The 14,515-nt window shown below is 45.8% G+C and carries 13 protein-coding genes; 6 read left to right on the forward strand and 7 right to left on the reverse strand.

Features of this window, described 5'->3' with window-relative positions:
• Positions 1 to 79 precede the first annotated feature (79 nt).
• Together Pcarn_RS15635 and Pcarn_RS15640 are read left to right on the forward strand one after the other, a co-directional pair.
• Positions 80 to 559 carry a peroxiredoxin gene (locus tag Pcarn_RS15635; RefSeq protein ID WP_261836852.1) on the forward strand — a complete coding sequence of 160 codons (480 nt, stop codon included), beginning with the start codon at positions 80 to 82 and terminating at the stop codon, positions 557 to 559.
• Between the two features lie 239 nt (positions 560 to 798).
• Positions 799 to 1,638, forward strand: coding sequence for a class I SAM-dependent methyltransferase (locus Pcarn_RS15640; RefSeq protein WP_261836853.1), 840 nt, complete (start codon positions 799 to 801; stop codon positions 1,636 to 1,638).
• A 39-nt stretch (positions 1,639 to 1,677) separates the two neighbouring features.
• Here the strand turns inward: Pcarn_RS15640 and Pcarn_RS15645 are convergent, their stop codons facing one another.
• Together Pcarn_RS15645 and Pcarn_RS15650 are read right to left on the reverse strand one after the other, a co-directional pair.
• Positions 1,678 to 3,117 carry a PepSY-associated TM helix domain-containing protein gene (locus Pcarn_RS15645; RefSeq protein WP_261836854.1) on the reverse strand — a complete coding sequence of 480 codons (1,440 nt, stop codon included), beginning with the start codon at positions 3,115 to 3,117 and terminating at the stop codon, positions 1,678 to 1,680.
• Positions 3,118 to 3,182: 65 nt separating this feature from the next.
• Positions 3,183 to 3,509, reverse strand: coding sequence for a hypothetical protein (locus Pcarn_RS15650; RefSeq protein ID WP_261837347.1), 327 nt, complete (start codon positions 3,507 to 3,509; stop codon positions 3,183 to 3,185).
• Positions 3,510 to 3,764: 255 nt separating this feature from the next.
• Between Pcarn_RS15650 and Pcarn_RS15655 the strand changes: the two genes are divergently transcribed.
• On the forward strand, positions 3,765 to 4,028 hold the full coding sequence (locus Pcarn_RS15655) for a hypothetical protein (RefSeq protein ID WP_261836855.1): 264 nt from the start codon (positions 3,765 to 3,767) through the stop codon (positions 4,026 to 4,028).
• Between the two features lie 56 nt (positions 4,029 to 4,084).
• On the opposite strand, the gene Pcarn_RS15660 is transcribed toward Pcarn_RS15655, so the two are convergent.
• The 4 genes from Pcarn_RS15660 to Pcarn_RS15675 all read right to left on the reverse strand — a co-directional run bounded on the left by Pcarn_RS15660 (position 4,085) and on the right by Pcarn_RS15675 (position 10,270).
• Positions 4,085 to 6,532: a beta-N-acetylhexosaminidase gene (locus Pcarn_RS15660; protein WP_261836856.1), complete on the reverse strand. Its 2,448-nt coding sequence runs from the start codon at positions 6,530 to 6,532 to the stop codon at positions 4,085 to 4,087.
• 114 nt (positions 6,533 to 6,646) lie between these two features.
• Positions 6,647 to 8,152: a sodium:solute symporter family protein gene (locus Pcarn_RS15665; protein WP_261836857.1), complete on the reverse strand. Its 1,506-nt coding sequence runs from the start codon at positions 8,150 to 8,152 to the stop codon at positions 6,647 to 6,649.
• 213 nt (positions 8,153 to 8,365) lie between these two features.
• Positions 8,366 to 8,758: a RidA family protein gene (locus Pcarn_RS15670; RefSeq protein ID WP_261836858.1), complete on the reverse strand. Its 393-nt coding sequence runs from the start codon at positions 8,756 to 8,758 to the stop codon at positions 8,366 to 8,368.
• Between the two features lie 78 nt (positions 8,759 to 8,836).
• Positions 8,837 to 10,270: an N-acyl-D-amino-acid deacylase family protein gene (locus Pcarn_RS15675; protein WP_261836859.1), complete on the reverse strand. Its 1,434-nt coding sequence runs from the start codon at positions 10,268 to 10,270 to the stop codon at positions 8,837 to 8,839.
• 177 nt (positions 10,271 to 10,447) lie between these two features.
• Here Pcarn_RS15675 and Pcarn_RS15680 point away from each other — a divergent pair, with 177 nt between their 5' ends.
• Entirely contained in the window at positions 10,448 to 11,722 is a 1,275-nt protein-coding gene (locus Pcarn_RS15680) for an amino acid deaminase (RefSeq protein WP_261836860.1), read from the forward strand.
• An 82-nt stretch (positions 11,723 to 11,804) separates the two neighbouring features.
• The gene (locus Pcarn_RS15685) at positions 11,805 to 12,668 is read left to right on the forward strand and encodes a MurR/RpiR family transcriptional regulator (RefSeq protein WP_261836861.1); all 864 of its coding nucleotides are present in this window, start codon (positions 11,805 to 11,807) and stop codon (positions 12,666 to 12,668) included.
• 61 nt (positions 12,669 to 12,729) lie between these two features.
• Here the strand turns inward: Pcarn_RS15685 and Pcarn_RS15690 are convergent, their stop codons facing one another.
• Positions 12,730 to 13,236, reverse strand: coding sequence for a DUF3087 domain-containing protein (locus Pcarn_RS15690; protein WP_261836862.1), 507 nt, complete (start codon positions 13,234 to 13,236; stop codon positions 12,730 to 12,732).
• 679 nt (positions 13,237 to 13,915) lie between these two features.
• On the opposite strand from Pcarn_RS15690, the gene Pcarn_RS15695 reads away from it, so the two are divergent.
• Positions 13,916 to 14,437: a winged helix-turn-helix domain-containing protein gene (locus Pcarn_RS15695; protein ID WP_261836863.1), complete on the forward strand. Its 522-nt coding sequence runs from the start codon at positions 13,916 to 13,918 to the stop codon at positions 14,435 to 14,437.
• Positions 14,438 to 14,515: the final 78 nt, after the last annotated feature.

The following is a 14,515-nucleotide window of genomic DNA, read 5'->3' on the forward strand; positions in this document are numbered from 1 at the left end:
TCTCAATATTCAATTCAACCTAAGATGAATCCAACAATAAGCTAAACTCATCTGTACTAGACGAAACGGAGATTAAAAAATGATTCAGAAAGGACAAACAATTCCTGCGGCAACCCTAAGTGAACTCACTGATGCAGGCATGGTCAATCACAGCACAGATGACTTATTTGCCAATAAACGCGTGGTCCTGTTTGCTGTACCGGGAGCATTCACCCCAACCTGTTCAGAGGCTCACCTGCCAGGATTCGTTGTTCATGCCGATCAAATCAAAGCCGCGGGTATTGATACCATTGCTTGTGTTGCTGTGAACGATGCCTTCGTGATGCACGCATGGGGTGAGGCACAAAATGCCAGCGAGATACTCATGCTAGGTGACGGGGGTGCCAGTTTCACTAAAGCTCTGGGACTTGAGATGGATACGGCCAACTTCGGTGGCATCCGCTCTCAGCGCTATTCCATGGTGGTAGACAATGGTGTAGTCACCCATCTAAATGTCGAGAAGGGTGGTGAATTTGAAGTGAGTAACGCAGAAACCATACTGGGTGCGTTAAAGGCTTAAATAACTTCCAAGGGGTCAGCTTCTGCTGGCCCTTTTTATTTCTATATCCACTGTCCTTATTGCTCGCTTTTGCAATAGCTGATACCTTGCCCCCGATTTCAATTCATTACTAAGGAGGCATCTGCAATGATTCATTCTCAACAAGCTATTTCTACCAAGCGTCCTTACGGCATTTCAAAGAAATAACCTAAGCCGAAAGTAAGGACGACGAACCTAACTTATTGTCGGAATTACAAAAAATGTTCAAAAAAATCGACGAGGCTAGTGCAAAGCCTGTTGTTTGGTCTGCTTATACTGCTGATGTATTGTGGACTGATAGTCATATTGCAAAGCAGATGCTGGCGTTTCATTTAAATCCTGATCTTAGCCTCGCATCTCGCACCGCAGAGTTTATTGATGCATCTGTGGATTGGTTGGTTTCTGAGTTCAACCTGAGTGCAGAATCTAAAACCCTAGACTTCGGTTGCGGTCCTGGCCTTTATACTCAGCGCCTAAAATCTAAAGATGTTGGCACAGTGGTTGGTCTGGATTTCTCACAAAACTCCCTTGAGCACGCAATAGAGCAAGCCAAGGAATCAAAGCTTAATATCGAGTATCACTACGGGAACTACCTTGAGTACAGTGACACTCGTAAGTTCGATTTAATCACCCTGGTGATGTGTGACCTTTGCGCCCTAAACCCAGAGCAACGTGCCATCCTATTAGGCAAGTTCAAATTCCTGCTAGCGCCTAACGGCTCTATTGCACTGGATGTTTACACTACGACTCGCTTTGCCGCACAAACCGAATCTAGAAACATTGAGAAGAACGCCATGGGTGGTTTTTGGAGTGCAGAAGATTACTGGTGTCTGCAATCAAACTTCAAATACGAGCCTGAAATGGTGACCCTAGACAAATACGTCATCTTTGAAGATGAACGAGAGTGGACAGTCTATAACTGGTTACAGCACTTCGACTTAGAAATGCTGGCCAGTGAGCTAGAGCCACACGGCTTAGAGATCAAAGCTAAATATAGCGATCTTAAAGGCAGCCCATTTGCAGGTGGTGACGAGATGGCACTGATCATCGGCCACAAATAAAACAAACATATGGGGCGAACAATCGCCCCATTTTTTGGCTTAGCGAAAGGCCAAGCGTAGCCTCTCTACTCGACTGAACAGCAACCAATCAAGAAGTAGCGCGGCGATAATAGACAAGCCCGCTAACGGAAAAGCGACAGCAATAACTATTAATGTCACTAGACCTGTTTTCCATACTCCCGTTGATTGAAAACGAGGAGGCACGCCAAGTTTGGATGAGCCGCTCGGACGACGTATCCACCACATTACAAAGCCTGTTATCGAGATAACAATAAAGGCTAAGCAGAAGAACACATTCAAGGCTTTATTCCAGATACTCAAGTCGCCCTGATGAAGCGAAGTACCAGCCGCCATGAACTTGGCAAATAGGCTGTAGTCCTCCCAAGTTACATCCACCAGCAAACGTCCTGAATACTGGTCAAAGTGACTGGTTCTGTCTTGTCTTGGGTCGGTCACCTGCCCTGCCATAGAGTTTGCCGAGATAGTAAATACACCTGTCTCAGACTTAGGAAAAAACAGGCTGTATTGCTCAAATCCCATCTGGATTGCACGAACAATTAGCTGGTCGATATCTATGGAATAACTAGAGTTTGACTGAGCTTGCTCATGACCCATTTTACTGTGGTCGTGAGCCTCTTTATCCTCCGAGTGAGGCATTGGCGTTTGCTCTAGGTTCCACGGCATCTCTTCTTCAGCGCCATGATTTAGGCTGGCATGAGTCAGCACAGACTCTGGCTTGGCTCCATAAGCGTAGTAGGTCGGAAAGGTATTCCATGCTTGCACCAGTTTTGCTCCCCATACCCCAGTCCAGGCAAGACCAGAGATAAGAAAAAACAGAAGCACAATGGACAGTGCACCACCTAGGTTGGCATGCAGATCTCGCATCATTATACGAGAGCCACTGTTTAGTCGAACCATGAGAAAGCCTGCTTTAGAAGCATTATCTCGTGGAAGCCAGAGATAGATACCACTGACCAAAAGCAATATTCCCAAGCTGGCAGATACCTCTATCAGATAGTCTCCCCAGTCCCCGATTAGCAAGGTCGCGTGGATGTCGTTGGCTAGGTTATAGATACTGTCGCTTCTGTCTATGGTTCCGAGCACCTCCCCTGTATAAGGGTTTACCGTAGCGAACACTGAGTGACCATCAGGAGATTGGATGGAAAAGCGGTTTGCAAGGTTACTCTCTTTCGCCGGTACAAACTGCGTTACCGAGTGCTGTGGAAAAGCCTGTTTTACCTGATTTAGCTGCTCACTAATTGAGACCATTTTGTCACTTGGTTCTACCTGCAAAATGGATTGATAACGAGCCATTTCAATCTCATCATCAAACAGCATAACCAGCCCCGTAAGACTGAGCATCAACATAAATGGGATAACAAACAGACCAGCATAAAAGTGCCAACGCCAAGTCATGAAATAGAGGGATTTTGCGCGTGACTTATCGCTCACACGCGATGGTGTTGAGTCATTCAACATAGTAATTTCCTTTACCTAGAGATCGTTCTAGCACGACCTAATTCATTGTTATTAATAATTTTTAGTTAGGTAAAAAGAGATGGCGGCGCTCGCGGTGTATGCTGTTCAAACCTAACCGCTAGGCTTGGATGTGAATACTCGCCATCGACCACAAGAGACTGACTTTCCCTCGGAAGGGTTAATTTAAGCTTGTGTTGATGAAAAGATGAGAAATAACTAAACGGACACGGCTTGGCGTGTTGCTGGGTATGTGGATTCGCCTCTTCAATCTGAACTAGCTTGAAGCCGTTCAGGGTACACAGGGATGCCCACACTCCCGCGTTGCTTCCATGGGCATTGATAACAGGCATCAAGGTTACCAGCACCCAACTTAAGGCACTGATAAGCAACATAAATCGATGCTTTGAGTCTGTCAGTCGCACACGCAACACCCTGAAAACAAATTGCCCGCAACCTTAACACTAACTCAACAATTGCGTGTAGTTCTCATATCCATTTTTGTGACACGTAATTCACGTCAGAGAAGGTTGATTAGTCATTATTTTTCAATGAATTACTAGGCAGTGCTCACAATTCCATCAGGATGCATTTGAATACCGTATGCCTGTATGAAAAATTATTAAAGCAACGGTTTTCAGGAGGGAAGCATGGTTGAACAAGGAAACATCTTAGGCGACTTGATAGTCTCTGACAGGTACGAGCTACTTGGTATGTGCACGGGAAACGTGATAGTTCAGCGCAACAGTGTTCTCTACCTGTATGGCATAGTCTCTAAATCCATTACCTTAGAGCCGGGTTCCAAGGCCTTTATTCAAGGTATCGTTGGCGGGGATATTATCAACAATGGTGGGCATTACAGTATCACAGGTAGCGTACTTGGAAACATTATCGAGCCATCAGAGATCGAGTAATTCTGTAAAAGCAAAAAAGCCGAATGTGCAATACATTCGGCTCTGAGTTTTCTTTCTTACTTAAGCTGATTCAACAACTGCTCTGTCGGTCTAACAATCGCCACTATGGTCTCATCTAAGATGATAGCCGCAGCGTCAATCTGCGCTTGGTACGCCTTAGCGTCAGTTTCAGAAAGCTTGTCTCCTGCTTTAGCTACCTCTACTAACTTGAGGCCAAGCTCAGCAATCTCTTTCGCCTTCTCTGCCACTATCACCGTATCAACTGAAGATACGTTATCGGCAAAGATAGGCTTGGATGCGATGGCTGACATCTGTGCTTTTTGATAATGCATTTTGAGCTTATCTAATGCGCTCTCATCACCAGTACCATAAGCTTGAACAAGGTCTTGCATCTCATACACCGCCATACTCTCCACCGGAAGAGCATCTACAAAACGGTTCAGACGCTCATATTGGTTGTATAGCTCACCATGAGGTTCTGTAGAGATCCACTTCTCCCAGTTGCGGGCGTAATACTGAGCCGGCTCGATATAGTTTCCGAGAGTGCGTAGGTCGCCAATATTTTGTCCCTTAGCAATACGCTTAAGAAGCATATCCGCGTCCGCGTGATGACGAAGTCCTACCGAAACCTCAGACCAAGTGTCCATTACTTGCATACGCTTATACATACTGCGCTCATCGGTCAGATTTTGATCCGACCACAGGCGCTCTGCAATAGCGTAGCTACGAGGCCACAGATAGTTTTCAACCGTATAGCTGTCTTTGTTTTCAAGCCAGATGGTGATCTCGCCACCTAGGATAAGCTTCTCTTCATCCTTGTTCAGTACCGCCGGATAGCCGCCGTTTGGCTCAGGGATAACACTGCCTTTAATACTGCTGCTTGCAATCACCTCACCTGTGGTTGGCCAGCGTACATTACCGATTAGCTGATAACTGCCATCAGCAAAGCCTTTATCATCCAGCTTCAGGTTGAATTCGGTATAAGACATGAAGTTGTCGAAGTGGCCTACAAAGCTCTTACCCGGTACATACGACTTAATGAAGATCTCTTCACGAGACTTACCGTTATAGTCACTAAAGGCGCGGAAGCTACCATCTTTCGCTTCAATGATAGTAAGCGTTCCCTTACGTGGGCCACCCTTAGAGCGAGGCTTTAGCCATTGATAGGTAACGAACTTCTCGCCTTCATGCAGTTTGTCGTCTACCGTGATGCCCTTCGGCATAGGGTCATTACGATAGTGGTAGCTGGTCGGTTGAGGCTGATCTAGGTAGTAACCCGTTGAAAGAATACCTGGATATCCCTCTTTGGCTGCGCGACCAATACTGTCTTGGCCGCGCCAACTTTGAATGACGATGGAAGTCGGTAGGTCTTTGTGCCAGATTTCATCCCAGCCAGTCATCTTCTTGCCACGCTCTTCTAGCATCTTCTCGATCTTGACGTTCAAGTAAGATTGCAGACCGCGCTCACCGTCTAGGTTATTGTCTTTAATGAATTTTTGATGCTTTTCACTGTTTATCCATTGGGCGTAATTTGGCTCATCACCACCAATATGGAAGTACTCATCCGGGAATAGCTCTACCATTTCATCGAACACATCGCCCAGCATCTCATAAAGCTCTGGATTTAACGGGTCCATCAGCGGCTCGAATACCCCCCAACCACGCTCTTGCTCGTAGCTTTGCCCCTCACCACCAGACATCAGTCTTGGGTAAGCGTGAGCCACTGCTGAAGAGTGTCCTGGAAGAGAAACCTCTGGGATCACGCGGATACCTAAGTTTCTTGCATACTCTACCAAGTAACGTACTTGATCCTTGGTGTAGTAGTTGCCGTCCGAGGTTTCAGACCACAAACGAGTCCACGAATCCGTCTGAATGCGAATGCCTTGGTCGTCCCAGAAGTGCCAGTGGAAGACGTTCATTTTGGCAGATGCCATAGCGTCCAATTGCCTTAGCAGAACATCAAATTTGATAAAGTGGCGAGAGGTGTCATAAGAGATGCCACGCCAGCGAAAACGGGGTTCATCCACCACTGCAATCGCTGGAATGAAATAGCCGTCTGCTGTGGTGTTCACTAGCTGTAGTATGGTTTCGATACCATGGATAGCACCATATGGGCTAGGTGAGCTCAGGGTGATTTGATTGCCCTTGGTGGTGATCTTATACGACTCAACAGAGTCGATATTTTGAATCTCAGCCTTGGGTGCAGCCTCTATATCAATGATCAGGTTAGCATCTTTAGCATTGTCTACCTGCCAATCTAGGATAGGTACACCCGTTTGGCGCTCTAATCGCTCAATGAAGCGCTTGGCGGTGAACTCTACGCGGTCTGAGTTGAAGCCTTTGATAAATACCTTGAAGTTACCATCAACGGTTACTTGCCCCGATTCAAGCTCGACGCTTTGCGGATATGGCATAAGGTTTAAGTCTGTATTTGGTGCCATTGCAGAGGCCATTGGAGAGATTACTGCACCTGAGATTAGTAGAGATAAGAGTGTTTTTTTCATTATTTACCATCCTTAGGAAGCTACCCGCTCCGGTGAGGAGCACTTTGGGGGATGGAGCGAGTAGATATATAAAAATGGCTCTGGAATGCAGAGCCATTTGAGGGGGAAAGAAGATTAGTTAGCCGCAGCAGGACGCTGTGGTGCGCGCTCTTCAGCTTTCTCTTCAGAAACTTCCATTTCCATAGCCGCGCGCTCTTCATCAAGAATCGCTTTCGCTTGCTCTGGCGTTACTTGGTTAGCTGGAGTCACTAGGCTCACCACTACACCTGCTGTTAGCGCGAACAGGCAAGATGGGATTACAGGGTTACCCCAGAATGCGGTGAAGTCAGCGTTTAGCATTACAGTGAATGAAGCAACCGAAGCACCTACTAGCGTTGCGATAGCGCCTTGCCAGTTGTAACGCTTCCAGAAGCGACCCAACATACCGCACACGAACATGCCTGACATTACGGTTGAGATCATCTTAGTGATGTAGCCGATGATGTCGTTCGAAGTAAGAGCAAACAGTAGCGCCATGCCGATAACAATAACTAGAGCTAGACGAGAGTACTTCAGCATTGACTCTTTCGCTGGAACACGACCCGTGAACATTACGTATACGTCGCGCAGTAGGATAGATACGCCTGCGATAGCATCAGAGCTTGCGCTCGACATAGTTGCCGACAGACCTGCGATAAGAACAATCATGCCGATACCCACTGGCAGAACCGTTGCTGCAATGTATGGGAACGAGAAGTTCGGGTTAGTCAGTGTTGGGTCGATAGCGTGCGCTGCCATACCAATGATTGCTGGAATGATAGAGAAGAAAAGGTATAGAACACCAGAGCCAACGAACGAACGACGGATAGTCGATACGTCTTTACCTGAGTAGATACGCTGACGGAAAGACGGAGTCGCCAGTACGCCTACACCGATTACTACTGCTAGAGATACCGCAGGGATGATGCCCAGTTTTTCAATCGCTAGGAAGCTGGTCGCTGCTGGGTCCATCGCTGAATATAGGTTTTCCATACCGCCGATGTGTTGCACAGACAGCACAGCCATTAGAATGAAGCCAACAAAAAGGATGATAGCTTGAATGGTGTCAGTCCAAACAACCGCTGTGTAACCACCGATAACAACATAGATGGTAAAGGCTGCTGCAATGATGATCTTAGCAAGGTTAAGGTCGATGTCCGCAATCCACGCTAGGTACATACCACCACCTAGAATGTGCGCGCCAAGCCAGCCGATTGAAGCAACAAAGATTAGGATGCCTACTAGGTTCTTAACAATGCGATTCGCACCTACATAGTAAGCAAGCTCTTCACTCATGGTCATAAAGTTCATCTTACGAACTGGAGCGAACCATAGTGCGAGAAGTAGAATACCGATTGCACCGCCGATGCCGTAAAGCGCACCTGCCCAACCGTTAGCATAACCAAAGCCTACAGCGCCCATACTTGAGCCTGTACCCACCATGGTTGCTACTGTGGTACCAAGTACCAAGAATAGTGGAAGGCCGCGGCCACCCAACAAGAAATCTTCGCCTGATTTTTGGTTGCGGGATACAAACCACCCTAGCCAAATAAGAAAGCAGACGTAAACGCCAAATCCAGTTAAAAATAGCGTACTGTTCATGTAGCACCTCTCAGAGACATATTAAATCCATTTAAGAATTTTTTTCTATTTCGTTTTATATTTCAGTTAGTTACTTTATTATTAATACTGCGAAGTAACTTTTTTAATATGTAGGGTTGAGAGTATCCGGAGGATATTAACAATATCCCCTATTTCCAAATACTCTCTAGGTAAATTTTTGTGATATTAAATTGTGATCTATTCCGCGTTTTATTAACGACGGTCTTCGCGATAACAGGTCACATCAACTTCAACTTTTACATCTACCACTAGGTCACAAACCATGCAGATGCGCGCCGGTGGGTTTGCACCGAAGAACTCTTTAAATACCTTGTTAAAAGACTGGAAATAACGCGAGTCAGTAAGAACAACCTTCACATGAACCACGTCTTCAAGGCCGTAACCCGCTTCAGTCATAATGTCGACACAGTTTTGAATAGCTAGGCGAGATTGATCAATGATGCCACCTTCAACGACTTCACCGTCTGTCATTGGCGTTTGACCTGATACATATAGGAAACCACCTGCCTCTGTTGCGCGAGAAAATGGTAGGTGCTGACCACCTGTACCTGTACCACCTTCAACACCGTAACGCTTAATAGTCATTTTTAACTCCAGTTATTTACTTTAAATATTGATATTCTTACCAATATATTTTTTACAGTTAGCTTGGTTAATATTTATTTACTTGCGGTAAATAAACACACCAGAACGATTATTTTTAACTTCACCTTTTTGGTAAGTTAATTGTCCGTTTACAAAGACACTGATAATTCCATCTGCAACTGAAATAGGATTTTCAAAGGTTGCTGTGTCTTTAATACTTTTCGGGTCGAACAGAACTAAATCGGCAAATGCACCGCATTTGATTTCTCCTCGTCCAGATAGGTTGTAACGTTCAGCCGACATGCCCGTCATCTTGTGAATAGCTTCTGGAAGGTCGAACAGCTTTTCATCACGGCAGTAATGGCCTAACACCTTAGGGAAAGTGCCCCACAATCTTGGGTGTGGATGCGGGTCATTCGGCAGACCATCCGAGCCCACCATGGTTAGCTTGTACTTAAGCACACGCTTCACGTCGTCTTCATCCATGCAGTGATACACAGCACCGGCTGGTTGAAGTGCTTTAGCCGCCTCCATCAGTGGCAGGTTCAAATCATCAGCAATGGCTTTAAGTGTCTTGCCTGCATGCTCTGGCATAGACTTCGACCAAGTAATGAAGATGTCGAAGTCATCGGTCACCTGTTTGAGGTCTAAAGTCGAAGAGCTCGCCGAATACGGGTAGCAATCACAAGAAACGTCTTGATGCTTGGAGGTCTTATCCATCAGATCGAGCACCTCTACGGTACGCCCCCAATTGCCAGCACCAGCACATTTCAGGTGAGAGATAACAACAGGCACCTTGGCATACTGACCTGTTTCAAACGCCTCTTCCATCGCACTTAAAATCTCTTCAAACTCAGTGCGCATATGTGTGGTGTAGATACCGCCATGACCAGAAAGCACCTTAGCTAACTGCATCACCTCGTTGGCATTGGCTTGCTTAGCACTGGCATAAGCCAGACCTGAGCTCAAACCCAAAGCACCCTGCTCCATAGCCAGGTCTAGATTGGACTGCATCTTGGCAATCTCTTCTTCTGTCGCAGTGCGCTGCAGATCATCCATCACTTGGTTACGCAGGGTCGTATGCCCAACAAGAGCGGCCACGTTTACGGCAGGCTTAGCCTCTGCCACAGCTTCTGCGTATGCCTTAAAGGTTGGATATTTGAAATCTTCTTGATTACCCAACAGGTTCATCGGATCAGGTGGATCGCCCGCTAGAACCGTTGGTGATGCACTGATACCACAGTTGCCAACAATAACCGTGGTCACGCCTTGGCTTATCTTTGGTAGGCAGTCTGGGTAACGAATTACGTTAGTGTCATCGTGGGTATGTACATCGATAAAACCGGGCGCTAGCGCCATGCCAAAACCTTCAACTAGCTCTGCTGCTGATTCATGGTCGATATGGCCGATCTCAACGATTTTTCCATCTTGGATTGCTACATCAGCGTGAAACGATTGCTCACCTGTGCCATCAAACACTTCTACATTTTTGATTATGGTGTCGAACAACATTTTTCACTCTCTCAACCCGCTGTTTTGATGTGATTATGTTAGAAAAGTGAGCGTCGTTTTTTAGTGACAAAACACACAAACTATTTTAAATTGTGTGATAGTTTCTATCTTGAAACATATAAAAATAAAGCTTATATCATAAAAAACATACACTTAAGCTATGTTAGGAAACAAACAATGAACTCTGTTACTGCCCAAATCGATGTTACTAAGTATCATCAAGATAGTTTCTCACTACTACAAAAAGGCCAAAAAGGGAGAGCTGTTTCACAGTCTGAAAACCAGACTTACAGCCTACCTAAAGAAGAGGTTTCTTTACCCGTCGCGGTTATCAAGCAATCAGCGCTAACTAACAACCTAAATTGGATGCAAAGCTTCGCTGACCATCACCAAGTAAAACTGTGTCCGCACGGCAAAACTGCCATGACTCCTAGCTTCTTTAGTCAACAACTGGCTACTGGCGCATGGGGTATTACGGTTGCAACACCTGCTCAAGCTGAGGTTGCAGCAATGGCTGGCGCTAAACGCATCATCATGGCTAACCAACTGGTGGGTAAGGCCAACATGGCCATCATTGCTGAGCTTATTCGTGATTTTGATGCGGATTTCTACTGCTGCGTCGACTCCCTAGTGAACCTGCACCAACTTGATAGTTACTTCTCAAATTCCGAGCAACAGCTAAACGTACTAATTGAGTTTGGTGTGGAAGGCGGACGCTGTGGTGCACGCTCTGCATCAGAAGTGCTAGAGCTAGCAGAAGCTATTCAAAGCATGCCAGCACTCAAGCTAGGCGGTATCGAACTGTATGAAGGTGTAATTCATGGCGAAGGTGCCGAGCAGCGCATTCGTGATTTTCTTGGTCAGGCACTGAATCTGGTTGAGTCCTTGTCTATGGACGGGCTTATCCAAGGAGAGCCTATCCTTACCGGTGCTGGCTCTGCTTGGTATGACGTTGTAGCAGAATGCCTTTCAAACCTAACCCATTGTCTCGCAATTATTCGCCCAGGTTGCTACGCCATTCACGACACGGGCATCTACTGGGATGCTCAAAGTAAAGTAATGCAACGCGCGCAGGTAAACCAAGGCTATGCGTGCGAACTGGGTGGTGATCTTGAATCTGCACTAGAAGTTTGGGCCTATGTTATCTCTCGCCCTGAAGCCGGAAAGTTGGTTGTGGGCTTAGGTAAGCGTGATGTTGCATTTGATGCTGGATTGCCTATCGCAGAGCGTGGTTACAGAAGCGGCGAGCCTATCTCTGTGGAGGGTTTAGTATCGACTGCGGTGATGGACCAACACACCTTCGTTGAAGTGAATCCGAACAGTGATATTGAAGTGGGTGACATGATAGCATTTTCTACCTCACACCCATGCTTAACCTTTGATAAGTGGCGATATATTGCCATCTGCGATGATGAATATCAGATTACCAACTGGGTAGAAACCTGTTTCTAGACCTTTATAATAGCGTCAGATCTTGGGCTCACGATTTACAGTGTAAAGGTTGAGCCCTCCCTACCGATAAGGATCAGCAACCTTGAGTTTAGAAGTAGACATTATCTCCCAGATCACCGAGCGCTTCCCTGCACTGCGCGAGGCAGAAAAGAAAGTCGCTAAATTGATCGTGGATGATATTAACTTTGCCGCTAACGCCAGCATCACAGAGCTAGCTGAAAGTGCCCAAGTGAGTGAGGCAACCATTACCCGCTTTGCTAAGGCCGTGGGCTGTAGCAATGTTCGAGACATGAAGATAAAGCTGGCTCAAAGCCTAACCGTAGGTCAGCGTTTTATCCTAGAACCTGTCGACCAGACTGGCTATCAAGGCATCTATGAATCTATCAAGCAAAGCTTAGATATCAACCGAAAACTGTTTAAAGAACAAGACGTTGAAACTGCAGTTAGCTGGCTACACAACGCACGTCAGATAATAGCGGTAGGTATGGGTGGCGGCTCAACCATAGCCTCAAAAGAGCTTCAGCATCGCCTGTTCCGCTTGGGCTATCCGGTGGTTGCCTACAATGATGGTTTGCTATCACGCATGGTAGCGGCAACCGCTGATGCCAACGATGTGCTAGTAATGATCTCGGCAACCGGCTATACCCCTGTCATTACCGAAACCGCAGAACTTGCCAAGCAATATGGCATCAAGGTGATTGCAATTACCCCAGATGAAACACCGCTAGCCAAGATTGCGGATATCCTGTTACCAATCAAGCACATGGAAACGGACTTCATCTACAAGCCGTCTGCCTCTCGCTACGCCATGCTGGCTTTAGTGGATGTGATCTCTATGGGTCTAGCGGTAAATCATAAGAACCGCTCCAGAGATAAACTGCGTCGCCTTAAGGTCGCACTGGATTCACACCGTGGTGGCGGTGATCGTCAACCACTTGGGGATTAACACTAAAAAGGGCTCTAAATGAATTTAGAGCCCTTTTCGTAATGTCTGGTGCTGCTGTGCACTAAAACCCTTTCAAAATATCCGAGTGGTAAGCGGCAGTGTCCAACTGCACATCATACTTTTTTGCCCAATCATCCAACTTGTTCTGAGCTTGGTTTAGGCTACTCATAGTTAGGGTGTTATCGTCTAATTCCCAAAGCTGACGGGAACCCTCATAGCTAAATTGAAGTGCAAGCATTGCTTCAGCGTTGCCCTGCTCTGCTGCAGCAAGTAGCTTTCGGTTCTTACGATAAATGAGATTCAGCGCCTGCTTTAAATCCCACACATAAGCGACTTCTTTCATTTTTGGGTGGCTTTTAAACTTAATCAACACAGCAGCCAAAGCAATCGCACTCACGACTACGCCCAATAGGTTCCAGTGGAAGTGGCTTCCTGTTTCAGAAGGGAAAATGAGAATTAGCGACTGAGAAATGGCCAAACTGGCAATGGCAAGGCTAGCAATACAGCCGACAATAACGACCTTTAGGCGTGAACGGTATACTTGCTTGTCGATCTTCTGTAACTGCATCTTTGTCCTTTAGGGTAAAACATTGAGTCAATTGGCTTGAGTGTCAGGGATTATACATTCATCAACAGTCAGAATAAGGGGATGTTGCTGGAAAGCAGACTTTTGTCTGAGAAATTATGACGATCAGGAAAGGCGTGTTAGAGATTTAGGGGCTAAGGCCTGTAGCTCTCTGCTGTTTTTGAAGAGTCGACAGACCGAATTGAAACACGTTTTTGCCCCAAAGTGTGTTTGTCTTATTCAAAAGCTCTCTTTGTTAGTTAAGCAACACAGCTTAGGTTAGCTAATGTCTGTTACGGCTCCAAAAAGGGGACAACTCATGTTAACTAAACCTTGAAATATAAAGTCGACTTTAGGGTTGGTAACTACTCTTTTTCACTAAATCATCCAATACAGCTTTGTCTTCCAAATAACAGCAATTTGGGACACGGTATTTTTTCTTCATTGTTCAATACTAATGCCTGAAAGCGACTAGTTGGTCGCCCAATGTATCTCGTCGAGCGTGGGAGTGGTATATGAATCAGCCCAGATTTATACCGCTTATGGTGGTTGGATGTGTAGGTGGAAAATCAATAATGACGTGTAAGTGTAATGATGAACAGTATATGGAACGCGTTGAATGCTTCATTAATGAGTATGGTTATCCCGAATCGAATTGGTGGTTAAGCTCAGGATTAGAACCATGAAAATTAGATATAATATTGATGACAAATTTGTCTTTGTTCCACAAGATAACACTCTTATTAAAGTGGAGAATAAAAGTCAGCATCTCTCTCTTGGTACAAACGAGACTCGGCTACTTGAGTATTTTGTGGAGCATCGCAATACGACCATTTCACGACATGAGCTGGTCTCAGCACTTTGGAACAATCGAGACGTTTATGTGAACGAATCAAGTCTCAGGCAGTCTGTATCAACATTAAGAAAAGCTCTTGGCGATTCCACTAAGTTACCCAAGTTCATTAAAACCGTACCGAAGGTTGGGTATGAATTCATCGCTATCGCAAACCCTATTTCCTTTGTTTCAAACGAACACAGTTTATTCAGTAAAAATGAACCTAATTTTACTGACAACAGCGTGGTTAAAGGCACACTTACCCCCCCCTATTTAATGCATCATAAACAACTCATTAGAATTGAGGCCTTTGTTCTCTTACTGGTGCTTACTCTTTTAGCCGAGTTACTCTATTGGTTCTCGCAATAAAGAAGACCGCTCTATCACGTGTTGAATCAAATAAGGTTAGGCTCGTAACACATTTTAGTAATGCTGGTACGTGAGTCT

Origin of the sequence: Vibrio ishigakensis (assembly GCF_024347675.1) — a bacterium.
GTDB lineage: Bacteria > Pseudomonadota > Gammaproteobacteria > Enterobacterales > Vibrionaceae > Vibrio > Vibrio ishigakensis.

Bases quoted from the DNA above. Each gene is read 5' to 3' on its own strand.
- Pcarn_RS15670 (WP_261836858.1), bottom strand. From the start codon at position 8,758: ATGACTATTAAGCGTTACGGTGTTGAAGGTGGTACAGGTACAGGTGGT.
- Pcarn_RS15675 (WP_261836859.1), bottom strand. From the start codon at position 10,270: ATGTTGTTCGACACCATAATCAAAAATGTAGAAGTGTTTGATGGCACA.
- Pcarn_RS15645 (WP_261836854.1), bottom strand. From the start codon at position 3,117: ATGTTGAATGACTCAACACCATCGCGTGTGAGCGATAAGTCACGCGCA.
- Pcarn_RS15650 (WP_261837347.1), bottom strand. From the start codon at position 3,509: ATGTTGCTTATCAGTGCCTTAAGTTGGGTGCTGGTAACCTTGATGCCT.
- Pcarn_RS15655 (WP_261836855.1), top strand. From the start codon at position 3,765: ATGGTTGAACAAGGAAACATCTTAGGCGACTTGATAGTCTCTGACAGG.
- Pcarn_RS15690 (WP_261836862.1), bottom strand. From the start codon at position 13,236: ATGCAGTTACAGAAGATCGACAAGCAAGTATACCGTTCACGCCTAAAG.
- Pcarn_RS15635 (WP_261836852.1), top strand. From the start codon at position 80: ATGATTCAGAAAGGACAAACAATTCCTGCGGCAACCCTAAGTGAACTC.
- Pcarn_RS15660 (WP_261836856.1), bottom strand. From the start codon at position 6,532: ATGAAAAAAACACTCTTATCTCTACTAATCTCAGGTGCAGTAATCTCT.
- Pcarn_RS15640 (WP_261836853.1), top strand. From the start codon at position 799: ATGTTCAAAAAAATCGACGAGGCTAGTGCAAAGCCTGTTGTTTGGTCT.
- Pcarn_RS15680 (WP_261836860.1), top strand. From the start codon at position 10,448: ATGAACTCTGTTACTGCCCAAATCGATGTTACTAAGTATCATCAAGAT.
- Pcarn_RS15665 (WP_261836857.1), bottom strand. From the start codon at position 8,152: ATGAACAGTACGCTATTTTTAACTGGATTTGGCGTTTACGTCTGCTTT.
- Pcarn_RS15695 (WP_261836863.1), top strand. From the start codon at position 13,916: ATGAAAATTAGATATAATATTGATGACAAATTTGTCTTTGTTCCACAA.